Consider the following 18,720-nt stretch of genomic DNA (forward strand, 5'->3'; position numbering starts at 1 on the left):
TTGTGGTGCTCAAAAGACTTTCTTGAACATTGGAGAGGAAGCTAAGATAAGTCCGTTTGAATTATCTGCTCTACTCATCACACAAAGCGAGGTCCTTAAAAGATACAATCCACGTTCCACACACTCAACACTAGCATAGAAAAATCTCATATCTACAAAAGCAATATCAGATTTTGGTTCTCGTGAACAATCAAAATAGCCCATTATCTATCTCTTTTATAGCTGTTTTCCCAATATTCCCTTTCTCCTTCTCCTATGCCTTCTGGTAGTTGCTTCAAACATTGTCCCATACTTTGATATTTAACAATTTCAGTTATTTCAGCCAAAGAAAGTCTATGGGATGCTCTGCTAAAGTCCGTATCGAAGTAATCAACCTCTTCTATTTCAACTAAAATCTCATAATTTTGACCAAGATAATATTTAATTTCAGACGGTACTAACTTCTCTGATTCTTTAAAAAAACAAATTAATATGGCCGTTTGAAGACAACGATCGTTCTCTGATATTAGTTGATTTTCCAATATAAAAACAGATTTTTTCATCTTCTAAAATGGCAAAAAACTTATATACGCCCACAGTATCTTTTCCCAAAATTTCTGAGGGGATAGTAATATTGCCCATTTTAGCTTTTTCTAGTTTTTCTTTATACGTCATTCCCATGGTATTCTCCTAACTTATAGCTCTAATGGTATAAAGTCTCCTACAATTTTACCCACGATACGAGGGTTTTCATCATAAGGAATATAGATGTCCTTATAAGCCTTGTTAATAGAAACTAGGCGTAGCCCCTCTTCCTCACGGTAGACTTTCTTGATAAAGGTCTGAAAGTTCCACACTACAGCATAAACTGCACCATCATAATCAAAACCGGTCTCACGGATAAGAGCTACTGAACCATTATGGTATTTGGGTTCCATAGAATCTCCAGATACCCATGACGCAAAATCATGAGCTAGTTCTTCATCAAAGTAGACGATATCATAGTCCCTATCATCATAAACTGATGCACCAATACCAGCAGACATCTTTTCGTATACATGGTACTCATAGAGATTTTCTAAAACCGTAACAATTTTTCTAGACTCTTCTTGAACTAACCTACGAGTGTATTCTAAAACCTGATTTTGACCTTTATTTGATAATACATTGTACAAACGAACTATCTCAGTTTCTGTAAAATAGCCTTTTGGTACTCTGAGTAGCTGTTCTAGTCGTTTTATTTTCTCTTTAGATGGTTCTTTCACTCCACGTTCCCATGCTGAATAGGCTTGATAACTGATCCCTAATTGATCCGCAATATCTTTTTGAGTCATTTTTAGCTCTTTTCTACGAGCTTTTAGTTGTTCTGGTTGATACATAGTTCACCTCACATTAATAGTAACTGTATTTCTGCCTTTTTTCTTGCCTCTTTATCTGAAAATTTTTCTTTATCCCAAACATACGCAATCGACTTCCCTTTATTATAAATAAGCCACGTTTTTAAATTAATATTTTCTTCCTTGATTGCTTTCCAGTTATCTTGATTCAATAAATCTGGATATTCTTGACTAGTTGTAAAACCTAGTTTACTCACTCTCTGCTTAACCTGATTAATAAGGGAAGGTTGAAACTGATGGAATTCCTCTATAATCTGCTCTCTAATATCATGAAACAAACAATAAATAGAAGCGTTATTTCCTTCAATATATGTCTCAACTGCTTGTTTGATTTCATTATCTTTACCAGAATAATATTCCCGTAGAAAGTCCAAAAGACGAAAAAATAAAGCCTGTTTTGAAACTTCGAGACTATTTTGTATTTGATGGAAGGTCTCGCAATTATAGTATATTTTTGACAGAAGGACAATGTCAGGCATTAGTACTACAGCAGAAAATATATTTGCCTCTCGCTCTAAGATGTCCTCTTGATTATCTACAGACTCCGCAAAATAAGCCCCTTCTTGATCCAAAATAAAGTGTCCTAACTCATGGCATAAAGTAAAATTTCGCTTTAGTTTAGGATTATCCCGTTCATAGGAAAAACTTGTCCCTAACTCATCAACCACTGTTAAACCATTCAAAACTTGTTCCAAGATTTTTTTAGACTCGTTATCATCATAAATACTGATTTTAAGGGATTTAACTACTAGTGAACTTAACAACTTTTATATATTTTACACAATATAGGACAGTAAATGGACAGTGACAGCATAATTGAAGAGTGAACAAAAAGAGGTATTTTTATACCTCTTTTTTGCATAACTATCTATTTTTAGAACTTAGTTGAAACACTATTGTCTACCCTTCTATAAAATAGAAAATCTACTCAAACCCAAAACTTTTTTCACCCAAATTGACCTTAAAATATTTGAACCTCGTATCTGAATCTGGAATCGAGAATTCGAAGCTTTTTTTAGTTCCATTTTCCCACGCATATCTTGGGTTAAACTGAAAACCAGAATAAACTTTATCATTTTCATCATAAAAATCAATGCTAATATCTATGTAATTGATGTAATGACCTGTAGTATTTTCAAAATCGCCTATGTAGCGCTTCTCTTTTTCCGATACACCTGTGATCTCTTCAACTACGAAGTTTTTGGGATCAAAAGTATCTACTAATATTCCGTAAACTCTATTAAATTCTTTCACAGCTTTACCAGATTTCAATATACTATCTAGAATGTTTTTATCCTGAACAGGAATTTCAACTATTGAGTTAATATCTAGAAGCAATTCAAAACGTTTATTTTGGTATTGATTCCATTCACTTACAAAAGTACTATCCACAAAATTTTGATTTTCTATAGATTTTCTTTCATTCCTTTGGATGCTAATATATGTGTTAGCTAATCTCTTTAACTTAGGATTTTTAAACTTCCTATTTTTATACTGTTCAATTTCAATTAATTCATAATCTATATAGGATTTATAGTCTTCAATTTCCTGTTCATCATCATCCTTTTGGGCAGTAACTTTCCAACGTTCATCTAATCCTGTTGCCAATGAAGTTATGAATTCCCTATCATAAGTCTTATTCCTGTTATCGATTGATTTAAATATAGATATTAACAAAAGTATTAGTAAAATAGCTATTAAGGATACCCTTAGTAGTTTTTTTAACAAAGTCCATCCTCCATTTCTATCATTCCATTTATTGTATTGATTCCCTGATTACTATCACGATTGGAAATACCTTTTAAGTGACAACGCAAGTATAGATACTTTTTTCTACCAAATTTCAATTAGGTGTATTTTTTGTTTTTAGTTCATTTTATCTTCTTCAAAGTGACCAATACCGCCTTCAACAACGAATATACAAGTTACACTAATGCTTTTACCTCCTTCACTATAATCACCATGTATTTCATATATCCCATCAGAAAATGAACCTTTGGGCAACGATAAGAGTTTTGTTTTAAAATAATCGATATGCTCTCTCGAAAATGACTCGCTAGCGTTAGGATCAAGAGAAGCAAAAATGCAATCCAAATGAAGACTCACTGCTTTACTCTTCATTAAATTTTTAGGTCTAATATTATAAAAGCCAGCCGCTTCAAAGTCTCCATTATCACGATTCATGATTGCCTGTGAAAGAATAGTAGCGTAGATTTTTTCTCTGGATACTGGCTCAAATTTATAACTATAATCAAACGTCACTGGCCTATCAAATAGTTTATTAATTTTACTGGCAACATCTTTTTTGATTTTATCTTCTTCTCGTTGAAAACCTGGTCTCATTTTATAAACATCTAACAAGAAGCTAAACTCGTTAAATTTAACAGTATCAAACAAGTCTTTTTCTTTGTCATTGAGCAATGCTTCGATCTTTGTAGATAACGGAGGATAAAAATCTGAAATATGCTCACCATTAAATTCTCGTATATCTGCTCTAAGATTCTTATCTAAAAAATATCCATCAGAAAACCTCTCAGTATAATTCACTTCAACAACAGTACCGTGAAATGCTTCAATTTCTTTATATGTCCCAATTACTTTTACATTACCTTTAAGACCCAGCGATTTAAATCCTTGTACGACATTATTACTCCACTGATGCCCTTTTCCACAAAAAGTCACTACTACAAAGAAAATTAAACTCACAATGGCAACTATTCCAATAATTATATATCTTTTCGACTTCATGTCACGGTTGCCTCCCTCTGCATTAATTTATTTTTCAAGGTCCCCCATTTCATAACTCGAACTCTTCTAAAATCATTATACTATATACAGACATTTTTCACTCATCTTCTTCAAATGAAAAATTAGATTACTTGAAACTGACTATCAAAAGTGAGATTTAAGTAAAACATCCTAGTCCCACATCCTTATAATTTTCAATTCTACTACTTTTTTATTTCGGAAGAATTAGCACCTATCCTCTAACCGTAAAAAAACACTTTGCAAACTGCAAAGCGTTTTCGTTTATAATCTGCTATCTAGTAATGTTTCGCAACTCTATTAAAACGGATTTATTCCTTTTTGTGTTTACAAAACTTATTTTACACTACCATAACCAACGGTCCTGGCCAAGAGATATTTTTTTCTTTATTTTTACTGAGGTAAATAAGGGTTCAGCACGAATCAACGCAAAAGAAAGAGGCTCACAATAAAAATACCCCAAAGTTAGACAAATGAAATCTAACTTTAGGGTGTTTTTATTATGAAAATGACTTATGAGGATAAAGTTCTTATCTATGAACCGAGAAAACAAGGAGAGAGCTTTAAACAGCTTTTAAATCAAGTTGAGATAAATATGCTATCTTATTCTCTAATTAAACCTACTTTGATAAATTAAATTAAACAACCACTGAAGATTGATTAATGGTTTTGGTTGAGCATCAATCACAGGTTGAACAGTTTCTCTAATTTCTTTTTGGACTTTTCGTTGATTATATTTAATAGTATGATAACGTTTGTCAAAAGCATGTTGGACAGAAAAATTACGATTAAGAAGATACCTATCATTTGATTCGGAATGAAAAAATAGAGTATCACCTGTAAGATCTAATACAGACGTTTTAGTTCCTTTTTCTCTAGTTATAGAATACGACCCATCATCATCGTAGCTAATACCTTCTATTTCCGGTGTATAGGCCCAACCCATATTCTCCATCAACATAATGACGTCCGGATCTGTCCCCTCCTTATGAGGGATATGCTGAGCATAATAAACAGAGTTAAATTTTAAATTAATAAAGATAAATAGGCTCATTCCTAAGACTGTAACCAACCCTATAAATAGTCCTACAAAAATCCCTAAAATATTTCTTTTTTGCATTCCTGTCTTCTCTTTCTTTTTCTCTAGTTAAACCTACTTTGATAAATTAAATTAAACAACCATTGAAGATTGATAAAGGGTTTTGTTTGAACCTTCATAATTGGGGAAAAATCTTCCCTAATCTCTCGTTTAATTTTCGATTCATTAACTTGAATTCTTTTTGCTTCTTCTGAAAAATAACTGACGTGGTCAAATCTAAACGTACTGTCAAAACCGATAGTCATATTATCCTTATCATATAAAAAGTTTCCTAAGGATTTTGTTAGAAAAGATTTGCTTTTAGTATTTATAATAGCATTTGTTCCATCATTGTCGTATCGAATACCATCAATCTCTGGTGTATAAATCCAGTCCATATTCTCTATCAACATAACGAGATCCGGTTCTGTCCCCTCCTTATGAGGAATATGCTGAGCATAATAAACAGAGTTGAATTTTAAATTAATAAAGATAAATAGGCTCATTCCTAAGATTGTATACAGCCCTATAATTAGTCCTACAAAGAGCCCCAAAATATTTCTTTTTCGCATTCTTTTCTTCTCTTTCTTATTTTCTAATTGAACCTACCTTGATAAATTAAATTAAACAACCACTGAAGATTAATTAATGGTTTTGGTTGAGCATCAAGCACAGGTTGAACAGTTTCTCTAATTTCTTTTTGGACTTTTCGTTGATTATATTTAATAGTATGATAACGTTTGTCAAAAGCAGCTTTGATAGAAAAATCATGATTTAAAAGATAACCATCACCCGATGCCGAACTAAAATATAGAGTATCACCTGAAAGACCTAATATAGACGTTTTCGTTCCTTTTTTTCTAGTTATAGCGTACATTCCATCTTCATCATAGCTAATACCATCTATTTCTGGTGTATAAGTCCATCCATTATTCTCCATCAGCATAATGATGTCCGGTTCTGTTCCCTCCTTATGAGGAATATGCTGAGCATAATAAACAGAGTTGAATTTTAAATTAATAAAGATAAATAGGCTCATTCCTAAGATTGTATACAGCCCTATAATTAGTCCTACAAAGAGCCCCAAAATATTTCTTTTTCGCATTCTTTTCTTCTCTTTCTTTTTCTATCTCCAATCGAATTTTTGACCGGATTAACAATAAACCATTGTACACTATTTTTAACAAGTCTCATAATTTAAGGATTGGTGGCTTTGTAACTGATCTAACATTTTTATGAACAAGAAAAAATCAAGTCTTAACAAATTCCTCCAATACTTCTCCTCACTTTGTTAATCAAGCTAAACATGGTATAATAGTTAAGATTTTTATACTACTTATTTCTGGGCAGAAGTGGGCAGTAAAATTTAAGAAACAGGGGCTAAACCCTTGGTATGAAAGGAATCTAGAAAATATTATGATGAACATGCAAAACATGATGAAGCAAGCTCAAAAGCTTCAGAAACAAATGGAAAAAAGCCAAGCTGAGTTGGCTGCTACAACTTTCACTGGAAAATCAGCCCAAGACCTGGTAGTTGCTGAATTAACTGGTGACAAAAAAGTAGTTAACATCACTTTCGCTGATGCTGTCGTAGATCCTGATGATGTGGAAACACTCCAAGATATGACTGTTCAAGCACTTAACAATGCTCTTGAACAAATTGACGAAGCGACTAAAAAATCAATGGGTGCCTTTGCAGGTAAATTGCCATTCTAAAAAATGAAAAGGAATCTCACGGTTCCTTTTTCTATATACTCATCTAGCAACTCAGTCATAACATACAAAAGACTTGGACAAAAGTCGTCCAAGTCTTTTTGTGTTAGTCATATAAAAATTTTATTCTTCAACCAAAGCAAGACCTGACTGTGCGTCTTCTTCGTTTGCCAATTTATAGCGATTCTTTTGACCTAAGTAGATACTCGCTGAATCCAATGAACTTTCTAAAGTAGGGTAATTCACATCCTCATTCGCTGTTTGGGAAGGTACAGGTCCTGAGATTAATAGTTCATCATCATTCTTGACATAAATCTGGTATTCTCCAACCTCGCTAGTTTGAGCTAAAATCTCATTCAACAAGTCTGGGTCAAGCGTTTGAGCTACTCCATCAACCACTTGATTAGAGTCCTGCTTATGCTCCGACGAATCCACTACCTCGGTGATAACGATGTAGTCAGGAGTTTCCTCATCTGTAGTCTTAGATTCTTCAGTTTCTGGCTGTTTTTGTCCAGGTGTTTCTTGCTTCTTCGTATCCTGAGCTTGCCCATCATGATTCTTCAAGTCCTCATCACTAACGGTTTGAACCTTAGTCATATTGGCATCTAAATCAAGTTTAGGAGTTTCTTTGACGTCAGCCGAGGCCCCACTGGTACCCATGAATAGAGCCAGAGTCCCCAAAGTAGCAATCAAGCTGATTATTGCTTTGCCGATAAAACCATTATCTTTGTTCTTAATCATAAATCCCTCACTATTTATTTGGTTAGCTCTAACTGGCTAACAAGGCGTCCTATTTACTGCTGTAGGAGGTAAAAGATCGGTTGAGCTGTTTGACCAACCCTTCACCTAGATAACAATCTTAGCATGCAACCCCCTTGATTTCAAGCGTTTCTTTAATTTTTAAGCATTTTAAATAAATGACAACTTCATGTCTTAAAATTGATGCTAATCTATTATCAGATTAGCTTTTTAACGCTATGCAAATGGTAATTTCTTTAAGTAGTACTTAGGGAAATAATAGTTGTTTTTTAGACAGATTCTTCAGAAAGCACTTTTGCTGACTTATCTCCAAAAAAATTTTATCGGATAGGAAAATTTTGTCAAAACACTTTAAATGTAACTATAAAAAAGAATTCTTGAGACAGGAAGTCGAATTCTCAACATCCTAAAATAAGATTAGGAACTAGAATTCCTCTATTAGTCAAAATAATGCCACAACAAAAGGATTTAAGGGTAACTTTATGGAATACTCCATAATAAATAACTAATCTTAAAGATGCACATCTCTCATTTAGATATATATTTTTAAGGTGTTTACAACTTCTTTAAAAATAACTAACACACAAAAAATCATTACGAAAATCCCTCTATTTCCCCATAAATAACTTTCCCCATATAGAAAATGTATCCTCCAAATTCAAAAAAAATGTCCGTATTCTGGATACGTCATTGCTAGAAACTATGAAAAAACTCTTTATCTATCATCAACTTTGATGGAAAACTAGATTTCCTTTGGCACCCCCTATGATGAAGTATTTACCGACCTAAACTCTCCGATAATTATGGAAATTGAAAAAAATAGTATATTCCTCCGTAAAAGACTGAAAATAACCTAACTTTATAACTATTTCACCAAATCTTCACCTCACTCAAAGCTCATCTGAAATAGTATTTTCTCATATGTGAGCGCTTCGTCCACATTTCTGTCACATGTAAGAAGAACTTCTCTACTTTTAAACCTTTTTTTCCCTCAAAACCTAGATATTCCAAGGAAAATCCGTTACAATAGAGTACGGAAAGATAGGTAATTATCAGCATCATTATTTTCGTATGAAAGGGAAATTCATGGCTTATATTCAAATGAAGCATAGCTATAAACGCTATAAAACCGGTGATCTGGAAATTATCGCAAACAACGACGTAAGCTTTGATATCGAAAAAGGGGAGCTTGTCGTTATTCTTGGTGCCTCTGGCGCTGGGAAATCAACCGTTCTTAACATCTTGGGTGGTATGGACACCAATGACGAAGGCCGCGTCATTATTGATGGTAAGGATATCTCTGAATACACAGCCAAAGAACTTACAACCTATCGTCGTGAGGACGTTGGCTTTGTGTTCCAATTTTACAACTTAGTTTCTAACCTTACGGCCAGGGAAAACGTCGAACTAGCATCTGAAATCGTTCCAAACGCTAAAGATGCTACTCAAACACTCGTCGAAGTCGGTTTGGGAGACCGCTTAGACAACTTCCCATCACAACTATCTGGTGGGGAGCAACAACGTGTCGCTATTGCACGCGCCGTTGCCAAAAATCCAAAGATTCTTCTTTGTGATGAACCAACAGGGGCTCTGGATTATCAAACAGGAAAACAAATCCTGACCCTCCTTCAAGAAATGGCTCGCAAACAGGGAACAACTGTTATTATCGTGACCCATAATGCTTCTCTAGCTCCAATTGCCGATCGTGTCATTCGAATGCACGATGCCAAGATTAAGAGTGTGGAACTTAATCCTAATCCACAAAAAATCGAGGACTTGGAATACTAGAAAGGAGCAACGTCATGAAAAAAACAACTTATTGGAAAGATGTTTGGCGAACCTTTGTAGCTTCTAAAGGGCGTATGCTCTCTATTGCCTTACTTATGGCACTGGGATCCTTTGCCTTGATTGGTCTTAAAGTAACTTCTCCTAATATGAAGAAAACTGGGGAACACTTCTTCAAGACGCATCAAACAGCTGACTTGAGCTTAATCAGTACTTACAGTATCAACCAAACCGATCAGGACCTTCTCAATACAATTAAAAAGAAGAATGTAGACATCGAGTATGGTTATTTCAAAGATGCTGTCGTCAAGGGGACGAATACGGCATTTCGTATCTTCTCTAAACCTAAGAAAATCTCCACTTACGACCTTATTGAGGGGAAACTTCCTACTAAGGACGGGGAAATCGCTCTTTCCTCAACTTATAAAGAAGAATATAGCGTCGGAGATAAGATTAACTTTTCTGAGCCAGTAGATGGCTCAGGGCAAAAACAGTTAAAGGAACAAACATATACCATTACTGGTTTTGTTAATTCCTCTGAACTTCTCTCTAGGAACCGTCTTGGTAATGCCAGCGCTGGTACGGGGAAACTAGATGGCTACGCCATTGTTCCAGAGACGAACTTCACCTCTAATGATTACATGATTGCCCGCATCCGCTACAAGGATTTGGAAAATGTTAGTCCTTTTAGTGAGGAATACGCAAATAAGATTTCTGAACGAAAGGCTGAACTCAAGAAACTCTTTAAAGATGAACCTGAAAAACGCCTAACTGAGATCAAGTCTCAGTCTCAAGCTCAAATTACTCAAGCTAAACAAGAACTTGAAACAGCCCTCGCACAGACCCAGCAAATGGCTACAAGCAACGCTGCTGAAGCTGCTAGTGTCAAAGAAGCTACTACCAAGATTGAAGCCAAGCAAAAAGAACTCGAAGAAAGTCAAGCAATGGTTGATAATTTACCAGCGCCTAGCTATCAATTCTACTCACGTCGAGAGATTCCGGGTTCCGAGGGATATGTTGCTTATGAAAGTAATATTAATATCATTCACGATGTGAGTAACATCTTCCCTGTCGCTCTCTACTTTATGGCAGCTTTGGTTACCTTTGTAACCATGGGACGCTTTGTTGAAGAAGAGCGTGGTAAGGCTGGTATTTTCAACGCCCTAGGCTACAGTAATTCGCGAATTATCCATAAATTCGTCATTTATGGTTTGATAACGAGTATTACTGGTACAACCGCAGGTGTTATTACCGGTCATACACTACTTCCGATTCTAATTCACAACACTTATAAGAGCGATTTGCAGCTTCCTGCTTTTGAATTGCACTTCTACTTAGGACTTACCCTTGTGGCCTTCCTTTTAGGTCTCTTATCTGCTGTGCTACCTGCCTTTGTGGTTGCCAAGAAAGAGCTCTGGGAAAAACCTTCCCAACTCCTCCTTCCAAAACCACCTCGAGCAGGAGCTAAGATTGTCCTAGAGCGCATCACACCGCTTTGGAAACGTCTCAGCTTTACAGAAAAAGTTACCATGCGTAATATTTTCCGCTATAAGCAACGGATGTTTATGACCCTCTTTGGTGTCGCAGGTTCTATTGCACTTCTCTTCGCAGGTTTAGGAATTCGATCTTCTGTATCTAACCTTAACCAGCAACAGTTTGAAGACATCATTCACTATGATATGATTGTTGCCAAGCAACCAAATGCGTCAAGTGCTCTGGATGAGGAACTCACAAAACTCCTCGATAGCAAAGACGTCAAAGAATACTTGAATGTCCATTTTGAAACCTTGCAAAAAATTGCCGGTACCAATAAGGACACCCAAGAAATCTCAACTCTTGTCTTTAACGACCGTGACGAAAAACTCATTGACAGTTACGTTAGCTTACATGACCGAGACCGCAATAAGACTCTCAAGCTATCTAATGACGGAGCAATTATCTCTGAAAAAATGGCAAAACTTCTAAACCTCAAGGTCGGAGATACCATTACTGTGCAAAACAGTCAGGATGAATCTGTCAAGATTAAGATAGCTGGTATCACTGAAATGTACATGGGGCATTTCCTCTTTATGAATGCTAGCTACTACCAAAAAGCTTTTGGGACACCTTCAGTGAATAATGCCAACCTTGTTACTCTCGTTGAACCAACTAAGCAAAATGTTGAAAATATGGCAGCCAAATTCATCAACTTGCCAAATGTTTACGGTGTTGTTCAAAACAACAATCTTAAACTGCAAATCAGCACTATGGTCAATTCATTGACACAGGTTATTGGTATTTTGATTACGGTTTCCATTCTCCTTGCTGTGGTTGTTCTCTATAACCTAACTAACATCAACGTTTCAGAACGTATTCACGAACTTTCAACCGTTAAGGTTCTTGGTTTCTACAATAATGAAGTATCCCTCTACATCTATCGTGAAACTATTTACCTGTCTATCATCGGTATCTTCGTAGGGTTTGGTCTTGGACAAGCACTCCACCAATATATGGTAAGCATCATTCCGCCAGATCGTATCATGTTTGATCCATCGATCGGTTTGGCTACCTACCTTTTACCAGCTGTTCTTATCGGCTTCATTCTTATTATCCTTGGCTTCGTTGTTAATAACCGCCTAGCCAAGCTTAATATGCTCGAAGCTCTAAGTTCAGTTGAATAAGCTAAAAACGCCTGAGAAGTAATTCTCAAGCGTTTTTTTATATTCGATAAATTTATTTCATTTTAGTCTTAGCCAACTCTAGACAGTAGGTCTTCACATGACAATGAGGACAAGTCAGTTTACGAGTCCTAGGAGTATGCCCTGCAAGAGCAAACTCTTTAAAACTAGGGTCAAAAGCCTTATGACAATTAGGACAGAGGTATTCGAACTGCTTTCTATAGTGAAACACCACTAAATTTGTGGCTATGATAAATGCGGGGCAGACAACAAACAAACCTCTAGGATCCTTAAAATAATAAATGACTATCAGTAGACTTACCAGATAAAGAAGGGAGATTAGAACGATACTCCCATACATTCTCAACTGCAAATGACGCCATGATTTTTGATTTTCCATAAGACGTGAAATGTCTGACAAATCTTCTAGTGAAAGTTGACGCCACTTAGCAGTTTCTTTTTGCAAGTGACGGGCACGTTTTAGTTTGACCTCTATTTCCTTCGAAGACTTTTCCAAGCTCTCGATTTGATCTGTCAACAAAAGCTCTAAAACCTGTTCCCTATTCTCCTCTTGCAAGAGTTTTTTGATTTGATTAATTGAGAAATCCAAATCTCTTAAGAAACAAATGACTTGCAGGCGTTCCAAGTCTGATTCGTGATAGATTCTCCGACCACCTTCTGTGACTTCAGACGGCGTCAAGATACCTCGTTGATCATAGTACTGGACAGTCCTAACAGACACTTCTGCTGCCTTAGCCAACTCTCCTGTTGAAAACTGCGACATCTCAGTCACCTCCTTTTAAGATTTTCTATCAAAGGAGGACCTTAGCCACCCTTGATACCTAGATTCTACCTTATAACGCAAGGTAATATGCAAGCCCTAACCCTAGAGGATTTTCTTTTCTTACAGAAAAAGTTAGCTATCACTCTTTACACCCTTTACAGCTTCTGTAAAGCCCTAGTCGAAAAGGCCACCCAAACCTAAGGCAGCAAAAGGATTGTTACTGACTTCTTCCTGTTGCTCCAAAAGTTTGGCATTCTCATCTAATTCGAGAAACTTCTCGTAAATCTGTGCGGTCATACGAGCATCCTCCAAGCTGTTATGACCGTGTCCCTTGATTCCAAAGAAATCTGCCACACTAGTCAACTTGAGGTTAACAATACCGTTCAAATCAGAAGCACGACGGTCAAAGGCCTCATCGAAAACATCTAAAGCATATTGCTCTTCCAAGTCCAAACCATTTTCAGCTAGAATAGGCAAATCTGATTTAAGAGCATTGTAGCCAATAAGTGGAGTGTCACCAACAAATGATTTAAAATCCGCCAGAACAGACTCTAGCTTTGGTGCCTTGGCAATCTTATCCGCTGTAATTCCAGTCAAACCATTGATAAAGGATTGCAAAGGAACATCCGAATAGACGAAAGAATCAAACTGGTCCACTTCCTCATGCTGATTCAGCTTAACAGCCGATACTTGGATAATATGGCTAACACCATCCACTGTGTTAAACTCCAAATCAAAGGCAATATAAGTTTCTAAATTTTCCATTTTAATCTCCTACAATAGTTAAAGCTGAGACTGAGTCCCAGCTTCTTTTTTATTTTCCAAATAGACGTCCAAAGAAACCTTTATTAGAAGCTTCTTCTTGTTTGGTCTGGATTTCTTCCACTTGGGCCTTGGCTTCGTCAACCTCAACCTTAGCCTCATCAAGTTCCAGCTTAAGCTCTTCCTTGTCCTTCATAGCAGTCAAGGTCAATTGCTGCTGTTGATCAATTTGCTTGTCCTTTTCGGCGATTTGAACGTCTTTGACACGCAATTGGTCATCCATGTTAGACAACTGCTCGTCCTTAGCCTTCAACTGAGCATAGAGACGGGCAATCTCAGAGTTTTTCTCGTCTACAAGAATCTCCAACAACTCACGTTGTTTTGTTTCTTCATCGATTGGCTCATCGTCAAAGATGGTTTTCTTGTAAATTTCCTCCAACTTAATTAAGCCACTGCGTTTAACGACAGTAACCCCTTTAGCATTTTTTTCTAGATCTTCTTCTGGAAGTTGTTTGACACGATTATTGACTGCTTGACGACTAACACCAAGGATTTCAGCAATCTCGCTGACTGTCTTTTCAATACTCATAATAGCCTCATTTTCTCTTGAAATGTCTTACTATGAGAATATCACAATCACTCCTTTCTGTCAATTTGACTAGTTATTCTAGATATCTGAAGGACTTTTTTTCCTTTCACTCTTCAAACAATTTACTTGATAGGAAGCTAAGCTTTTGGTAAACTATGTGTGGGTATAAATGTATATAGAAGGAAAGTCTTTGACTTAAACAATCGGTACTTCCAAATTGGGTTTGGTCGGTATCAGATCTGTTGTATCTAGGAATGGTGGGAACAATTCCACAAGGTTTGGGATTTTCATTCTTGCTCCAATTTTTGATGGTATTCGAGCAACCTTGGTTGCAAAACGACTTGATATTGAAGCATAAATCACATTATCTTCAACGGTTTGACTGTTGGAGTTTTTTTATTGTAACTTTACTCGCTTACTAAAGCCTCATATTGCCATCCGAGATTGAAAAAAGCCCTAAATTATGCCATAATAAACAAAAGCAAAATAGAAAGAATGAGTCCTATGAAAAACTTCCGTGATGATATTAAGGTCAATGATTTGGCCCAGCCCTTCTTAGAGCCAATCGTCGAACAAATGACCACTGTATTCGACCCTGAGATTGAGCTAGACATTTACAACCTTGGTTTGATTTATGAAATCACTGTCGATGAAAATGGCCACTGCTACTTCCTTATGACCTTTACTGATACTGGTTGTGGCTGTGAAGAGACTATGCCTTATGAAATCGCTGAAAAGCTAAAATCCATTGACGGTATTAACTCTGTCAAGGTGGAAACTACTTATTCACCAGTCTGGAAGATGACACGCATCAGCCGTTATGGACGTATCGCTCTTGGTATCTCACCTCGAGGCGGAAAATAAAAGGAAAACCGATTGGACATTTCCAACCGGTTTTTTACTAGAGTAACAACAGACAAACCATTACTTGTCATCATACTGCCAACAACTGTCTTAGAAATTAATATCAAAAAATCACATCGAACAAATGTCCGGTGTGATTTTGTTTTATATCATCTAATTAGGCTTTGCCTGATTTATCCATGTTCCAGAAGTCGGTAACGGCACCACGTGACGCTGAAGAAACGATGTGAGCGTATTTACCGAGGACACCACGGCTATAAAGTGGTGGCAACTCAGTTTCCACTTTACGTTTCGCCAACTCTTCGTCTGAAACGTGCATCGTAATTTCTTTGGTATCTTGGTCAACTGTAACCATATCACCTGTACGGAGGTAGGCAATAGGTCCACCAACCTGAGCTTCAGGAGCAATGTGACCAACAACGAGTCCGTAAGTACCACCTGAGAAACGTCCATCTGTCAAGAGGGCAACCTTGTCCCCTTGACCTTTACCAACGATCATTGAAGACAATGACAACATTTCTGGCATACCAGGACCACCCTTAGGACCTACAAAACGTACAACAACTACGTCGCCATCAACGATTTCATCAGAAAGAACTGCTTCGATGGCATCTTCTTCTGAGTCAAATACTTTAGCAGGACCAGTGATGTTACGAACTTTAACCCCTGATACTTTGGCAACCGCACCTTCTGGAGCCAAGTTACCTTTCAAGATAATCAATGGACCATCAGCACGTTTAGGATTTTCAAGCGGCATGATGACTTTTTGACCTGGTGTCAAATCATCGAAGGCCTCCAAGTTTTCTGCAACAGTCTTACCAGTACATGTGATACGATCACCGTGAAGAAAACCATTCTTAAGAAGGTATTTCATAACGGCTGGTACACCACCAACATTGTAAAGATCTTGGAAGACATATTGACCTGAAGGTTTCAAGTCAGCCAAGTGAGGCACACGCTCTTGGAAATCGTTGAAATCTTCAAGTGTCAAATCAACGTTAGCTGCATGAGCAATAGCGAGCAAGTGAAGTGTCGCATTTGTTGAACCACCAAGCGCCATTGTGACAGTGATGGCATCTTCAAAGGCTTCACGTGTCAAGATATCTGATGGCTTAAGACCTAGTTCAAGCATCTTAACAACTGCACGACCTGCTTCTTCGATATCTGCTTTCTTCTCAGCTGATTCTGCAGGGTGAGATGATGATCCTGGAAGGCTCATCCCCATTACTTCGATTGCTGTCGCCATTGTGTTGGCAGTATACATACCACCACAACCACCAGGGCCAGGGCAGGCATTACATTCAAGATCTTTAACCTCTTCTGCGGTCATATCACCGTGGTTCCATTTACCGATACCTTCGAAAACAGAAACCAAGTCGATATCCTTACCGTTAAGGTTACCTGGTGCAATGGTACCACCATAGGCAAAAATCGCTGGAATATCCATGTTAGCAATGGCAATCATAGAACCAGGCATGTTCTTATCACAACCACCAATAGCAACAAAGGCATCGACGTTGTGACCACCCATAGCTGCTTCGATTGAGTCAGCGATGATATCACGAGATGTCAATGAGAAACGCATTCCTGGTGTCCCCATGGCAATACCATCAGCAACAGTAATCGTACCAAATTGAACTGGCCAAGCACCCGCGTCTTTAACACCTTCTTTGGCAATTTGACCAAAACCGTGCAAGTGGATATTACATGGTGTGTTCTCAGCCCAAGTTGAGATAACCCCAACAATAGGCTTTTCAAAACTATCATCCGTCATCCCAGTCGCACGAAGCATGGCACGGTTAGGTGATTTAACCATGCTATCGTAGACAGATGAACGGTGTTTCATGTTATTTTCAGACACGATATTTTCCTCCATAGTTAATAACTATTCTAATTTAAACTTCTACTCCTATTCTAACATAAATTATCTAAAAAAACTGACCATTTACAAACTATTCTCCCTTTTTAAATTATGCTAAAATAAAGGCATGAAACATTTTGATACTATCGTTATTGGTGGGGGTCCTGCTGGCATGATGGCGACTATTGCCTCAGCCTTTTATGGCCAACAAACCCTTCTAATTGAAAAAAATAAACGTCTCGGAAAGAAGCTGGCTGGTACTGGTGGTGGACGTTGTAATGTTACTAACAACGGGACTTTAGACGATCTTCTAGCAGGTATTCCAGGTAATGGCCGTTTCCTCTATAGCGTCTTTTCACAATTTGATAACCACGATATCATTGCTTTTTTCGAGGACAATGGTGTCAAACTTAAGGTTGAGGATCACGGACGTGTCTTCCCTAAGACAGATAAATCACGGACCATCATCCAAGCTCTGGAAAATAAGATTCAGGAACTTGGTGCTAGCATCCTCACCAATACAGAAGTTGTCTCCGTAAAAAAGGTTGATGAGCAATTTCAAGTTAAGTCTTCAGAACAGACTTTTACCAGTGATAAACTCATCGTCACAACTGGAGGAAAATCTTATCCATCGACTGGTTCAACTGGTTTTGGACATGATATTGCCCGCCATTTTAAGCTCCAGGTCACTAATCTTGAAGCTGCGGAAAGTCCACTCCTAACCGACTTCCCCCACAAGGCCTTACAAGGAATTTCTCTTGATGATGTCACTCTGTCCTATGGCAAGCACAAGATTACCCATGACCTTCTCTTCACCCATTTTGGCCTATCTGGCCCAGCTGCCCTACGTCTTTCCAGTTTTGTCAAGGGTGGTGAGATAGCTCATCTGGACTTTCTTCCCAACCAAAGCCAAGAAAATCTCAAGGCTTACTTTGAGGAAAATCGCGAGAAATCTGTCAAAAACACCCTCAAAGCTCTTGTACCTGAGCGTGTCGCTGAATTCCTAGCAGAAGACAAGGCTGATAGCAAGGTTAAACAACTGCATCCCAAAGACTTGGAAAACATTATCAGTCAGCTTAAGGGCATGGAGATTCCAATCACAGGTAAAATGTCACTTGCCAAATCCTTTGTGACTAAAGGTGGCGTTGACCTTAAGGAAATTAATCCCAAGACTCTAGAAAGTAAAAAAGTCCCTCACCTACACTTTGCAGGAGAGGTCCTTGACATCAATGCCCATACTGGTGGCTTTAACATTACTAGCGCCCTCTGTACCGGTTGGGTAGCAGGGATTCAGAGCCCTTGGGACTAAGGATTGAGTCCTCCTATCATAAAAAGCTGTTAAAACCATCTTCTTTTTAATTACTATACCTAAAAAGTGTCCCTTCTAAAACGGAAGGGGCACTTTTCTACCATTTGTCAAGTCTATCAAGGCTTTAAGTAAAAAAAGAGATAAGACAGTAGCTATTCTGAGGTTACTGTCTTATTTTTAACCCTTTTTTATCCATAAATGGGCATGCTAAAAAAACACCTCATCTGGTATTTTTTGAAACAAGGTGTTACAATAATACGGCATAGACAGCCTTATCGATTTTGGGTTAAAGAGTAATCGTAAAGTTTGTTATGCGTAATGAGGTAATACATTGTTCGAATGAGACGATGTATAGAGGCAATCGTATGTGGCTTAGTTGAAGCTATTGTCGATTGTCTTTTTCGTTTCTCATAAAAG

18 protein-coding genes and 2 pseudogenes are annotated in these 18,720 nt (G+C 37.4%); 5 read left to right on the forward strand and 15 right to left on the reverse strand.

Going from position 1 to position 18,720, the window contains the following annotated elements; translation table 11 throughout:
* Nucleotides 1–12: 12 nt before the first annotated feature.
* From ACYVQ1_RS04530 to ACYVQ1_RS04570, 9 genes and pseudogenes are all read right to left on the reverse strand, one after another.
* Nucleotides 13–204: pseudogene (locus ACYVQ1_RS04530) on the reverse strand (DNA polymerase); the annotation flags it as partial.
* Nucleotides 204–542, reverse strand: a complete 339-nt coding sequence (locus ACYVQ1_RS04535) for a hypothetical protein (RefSeq protein ID WP_461249870.1) — start codon at nt 540–542, stop codon at nt 204–206. The gene ACYVQ1_RS04535 and the pseudogene ACYVQ1_RS04530, both read right to left, overlap by 1 nt.
* Nucleotides 543–674: 132 nt before the next feature.
* Nucleotides 675–1,358, reverse strand: coding sequence for a helix-turn-helix domain-containing protein (locus tag ACYVQ1_RS04540; protein WP_461249869.1), 684 nt, complete (start codon nt 1,356–1,358; stop codon nt 675–677).
* An 8-nt stretch (nt 1,359–1,366) separates the two neighbouring features.
* Entirely contained in the window at nt 1,367–2,071 is a 705-nt protein-coding gene (locus ACYVQ1_RS04545) for an ImmA/IrrE family metallo-endopeptidase (RefSeq protein ID WP_461249868.1), read from the reverse strand.
* Between the two features lie 229 nt (nt 2,072–2,300).
* Nucleotides 2,301–3,104, reverse strand: coding sequence for an FxLYD domain-containing protein (locus tag ACYVQ1_RS04550; protein WP_461249867.1), 804 nt, complete (start codon nt 3,102–3,104; stop codon nt 2,301–2,303).
* A 138-nt stretch (nt 3,105–3,242) separates the two neighbouring features.
* The gene (locus ACYVQ1_RS04555) at nt 3,243–4,124 is read right to left on the reverse strand and encodes a hypothetical protein (RefSeq protein ID WP_461249866.1); all 882 of its coding nucleotides are present in this window, start codon (nt 4,122–4,124) and stop codon (nt 3,243–3,245) included.
* A 628-nt stretch (nt 4,125–4,752) separates the two neighbouring features.
* The gene (locus ACYVQ1_RS04560; RefSeq protein ID WP_461249865.1) at nt 4,753–5,262 is read right to left on the reverse strand and encodes a hypothetical protein; all 510 of its coding nucleotides are present in this window, start codon (nt 5,260–5,262) and stop codon (nt 4,753–4,755) included.
* Nucleotides 5,263–5,285: 23 nt separating this feature from the next.
* Complete coding sequence (locus tag ACYVQ1_RS04565) at nt 5,286–5,792, reverse strand: hypothetical protein (RefSeq protein ID WP_461249864.1); 507 nt, start codon at nt 5,790–5,792, stop codon at nt 5,286–5,288.
* 23 nt (nt 5,793–5,815) lie between these two features.
* On the reverse strand, nt 5,816–6,325 hold the full coding sequence (locus ACYVQ1_RS04570; RefSeq protein ID WP_461249863.1) for a hypothetical protein: 510 nt from the start codon (nt 6,323–6,325) through the stop codon (nt 5,816–5,818).
* Between the two features lie 311 nt (nt 6,326–6,636).
* Between ACYVQ1_RS04570 and ACYVQ1_RS04575 the strand changes: the two genes are divergently transcribed.
* Nucleotides 6,637–6,936: a YbaB/EbfC family nucleoid-associated protein gene (locus ACYVQ1_RS04575; RefSeq protein ID WP_021143723.1), complete on the forward strand. Its 300-nt coding sequence runs from the start codon at nt 6,637–6,639 to the stop codon at nt 6,934–6,936.
* Between the two features lie 120 nt (nt 6,937–7,056).
* On the opposite strand, the gene ACYVQ1_RS04580 is transcribed toward ACYVQ1_RS04575, so the two are convergent.
* Nucleotides 7,057–7,674, reverse strand: coding sequence for a hypothetical protein (locus ACYVQ1_RS04580; RefSeq protein WP_037599168.1), 618 nt, complete (start codon nt 7,672–7,674; stop codon nt 7,057–7,059).
* A gap of 1,104 nt (nt 7,675–8,778) precedes the next feature.
* On the opposite strand from ACYVQ1_RS04580, the gene ACYVQ1_RS04585 reads away from it, so the two are divergent.
* Both ACYVQ1_RS04585 and ACYVQ1_RS04590 read left to right on the forward strand, forming a co-directional pair.
* Complete coding sequence (locus ACYVQ1_RS04585; RefSeq protein WP_002884692.1) at nt 8,779–9,480, forward strand: ABC transporter ATP-binding protein; 702 nt, start codon at nt 8,779–8,781, stop codon at nt 9,478–9,480.
* Nucleotides 9,481–9,494: 14 nt separating this feature from the next.
* Nucleotides 9,495–12,137 (forward strand): FtsX-like permease family protein, encoded by a 2,643-nt coding sequence (locus ACYVQ1_RS04590; RefSeq protein ID WP_461249862.1) that lies wholly within the window; start codon nt 9,495–9,497, stop codon nt 12,135–12,137.
* Nucleotides 12,138–12,189: 52 nt separating this feature from the next.
* On the opposite strand, the gene ACYVQ1_RS04595 is transcribed toward ACYVQ1_RS04590, so the two are convergent.
* The 3 genes from ACYVQ1_RS04595 to ACYVQ1_RS04605 form a co-directional block, all read right to left on the reverse strand.
* Nucleotides 12,190–12,918, reverse strand: a complete 729-nt coding sequence (locus ACYVQ1_RS04595) for a MerR family transcriptional regulator (protein ID WP_461249861.1) — start codon at nt 12,916–12,918, stop codon at nt 12,190–12,192.
* A 174-nt stretch (nt 12,919–13,092) separates the two neighbouring features.
* Complete coding sequence (locus ACYVQ1_RS04600) at nt 13,093–13,683, reverse strand: 3'-5' exonuclease (RefSeq protein ID WP_002891650.1); 591 nt, start codon at nt 13,681–13,683, stop codon at nt 13,093–13,095.
* Nucleotides 13,684–13,732: 49 nt separating this feature from the next.
* Entirely contained in the window at nt 13,733–14,269 is a 537-nt protein-coding gene (locus tag ACYVQ1_RS04605; RefSeq protein ID WP_151404305.1) for a DUF536 domain-containing protein, read from the reverse strand.
* Nucleotides 14,270–14,773: 504 nt separating this feature from the next.
* Between ACYVQ1_RS04605 and ACYVQ1_RS04610 the strand changes: the two genes are divergently transcribed.
* Nucleotides 14,774–15,133 (forward strand): metal-sulfur cluster assembly factor, encoded by a 360-nt coding sequence (locus ACYVQ1_RS04610; protein WP_037598415.1) that lies wholly within the window; start codon nt 14,774–14,776, stop codon nt 15,131–15,133.
* 157 nt (nt 15,134–15,290) lie between these two features.
* Here the strand turns inward: ACYVQ1_RS04610 and ilvD are convergent, their stop codons facing one another.
* The gene (gene ilvD / locus ACYVQ1_RS04615) at nt 15,291–17,009 is read right to left on the reverse strand and encodes a dihydroxy-acid dehydratase (RefSeq protein WP_183139902.1); all 1,719 of its coding nucleotides are present in this window, start codon (nt 17,007–17,009) and stop codon (nt 15,291–15,293) included.
* Between the two features lie 112 nt (nt 17,010–17,121).
* Here ilvD and ACYVQ1_RS04620 point away from each other — a divergent pair, with 112 nt between their 5' ends.
* A complete protein-coding gene (locus ACYVQ1_RS04620; RefSeq protein WP_461249860.1) occupies nt 17,122–18,303 on the forward strand; it encodes a BaiN/RdsA family NAD(P)/FAD-dependent oxidoreductase in 1,182 nt (393 codons plus the stop codon).
* Between the two features lie 272 nt (nt 18,304–18,575).
* Here ACYVQ1_RS04620 and ACYVQ1_RS04625 read toward each other — a convergent pair.
* A pseudogene (locus tag ACYVQ1_RS04625) lies at nt 18,576–18,720 on the reverse strand (IS110 family transposase); the annotation flags it as partial.

The sequence above is a fragment of the Streptococcus parasalivarius genome, assembly GCF_054785155.1.

Coding starts and splice junctions, on each gene's coding strand:
- ACYVQ1_RS04535 (WP_461249870.1), bottom strand. CDS start 542: ATGAAAAAATCTGTTTTTATATTGGAAAATCAACTAATATCAGAGAAC.
- ACYVQ1_RS04540 (WP_461249869.1), bottom strand. CDS start 1,358: ATGTATCAACCAGAACAACTAAAAGCTCGTAGAAAAGAGCTAAAAATG.
- ACYVQ1_RS04555 (WP_461249866.1), bottom strand. CDS start 4,124: ATGAAGTCGAAAAGATATATAATTATTGGAATAGTTGCCATTGTGAGT.
- ACYVQ1_RS04560 (WP_461249865.1), bottom strand. CDS start 5,262: ATGCAAAAAAGAAATATTTTAGGGATTTTTGTAGGACTATTTATAGGG.
- ACYVQ1_RS04565 (WP_461249864.1), bottom strand. CDS start 5,792: ATGCGAAAAAGAAATATTTTGGGGCTCTTTGTAGGACTAATTATAGGG.
- ACYVQ1_RS04570 (WP_461249863.1), bottom strand. CDS start 6,325: ATGCGAAAAAGAAATATTTTGGGGCTCTTTGTAGGACTAATTATAGGG.
- ACYVQ1_RS04575 (WP_021143723.1), top strand. CDS start 6,637: ATGATGAACATGCAAAACATGATGAAGCAAGCTCAAAAGCTTCAGAAA.
- ACYVQ1_RS04580 (WP_037599168.1), bottom strand. CDS start 7,674: ATGATTAAGAACAAAGATAATGGTTTTATCGGCAAAGCAATAATCAGC.
- ACYVQ1_RS04585 (WP_002884692.1), top strand. CDS start 8,779: ATGGCTTATATTCAAATGAAGCATAGCTATAAACGCTATAAAACCGGT.
- ACYVQ1_RS04590 (WP_461249862.1), top strand. CDS start 9,495: ATGAAAAAAACAACTTATTGGAAAGATGTTTGGCGAACCTTTGTAGCT.
- ACYVQ1_RS04595 (WP_461249861.1), bottom strand. CDS start 12,918: ATGTCGCAGTTTTCAACAGGAGAGTTGGCTAAGGCAGCAGAAGTGTCT.
- ACYVQ1_RS04600 (WP_002891650.1), bottom strand. CDS start 13,683: ATGGAAAATTTAGAAACTTATATTGCCTTTGATTTGGAGTTTAACACA.
- ACYVQ1_RS04605 (WP_151404305.1), bottom strand. CDS start 14,269: ATGAGTATTGAAAAGACAGTCAGCGAGATTGCTGAAATCCTTGGTGTT.
- ACYVQ1_RS04610 (WP_037598415.1), top strand. CDS start 14,774: ATGAAAAACTTCCGTGATGATATTAAGGTCAATGATTTGGCCCAGCCC.
- ilvD (WP_183139902.1), bottom strand. CDS start 17,009: ATGGAGGAAAATATCGTGTCTGAAAATAACATGAAACACCGTTCATCT.
- ACYVQ1_RS04620 (WP_461249860.1), top strand. CDS start 17,122: ATGAAACATTTTGATACTATCGTTATTGGTGGGGGTCCTGCTGGCATG.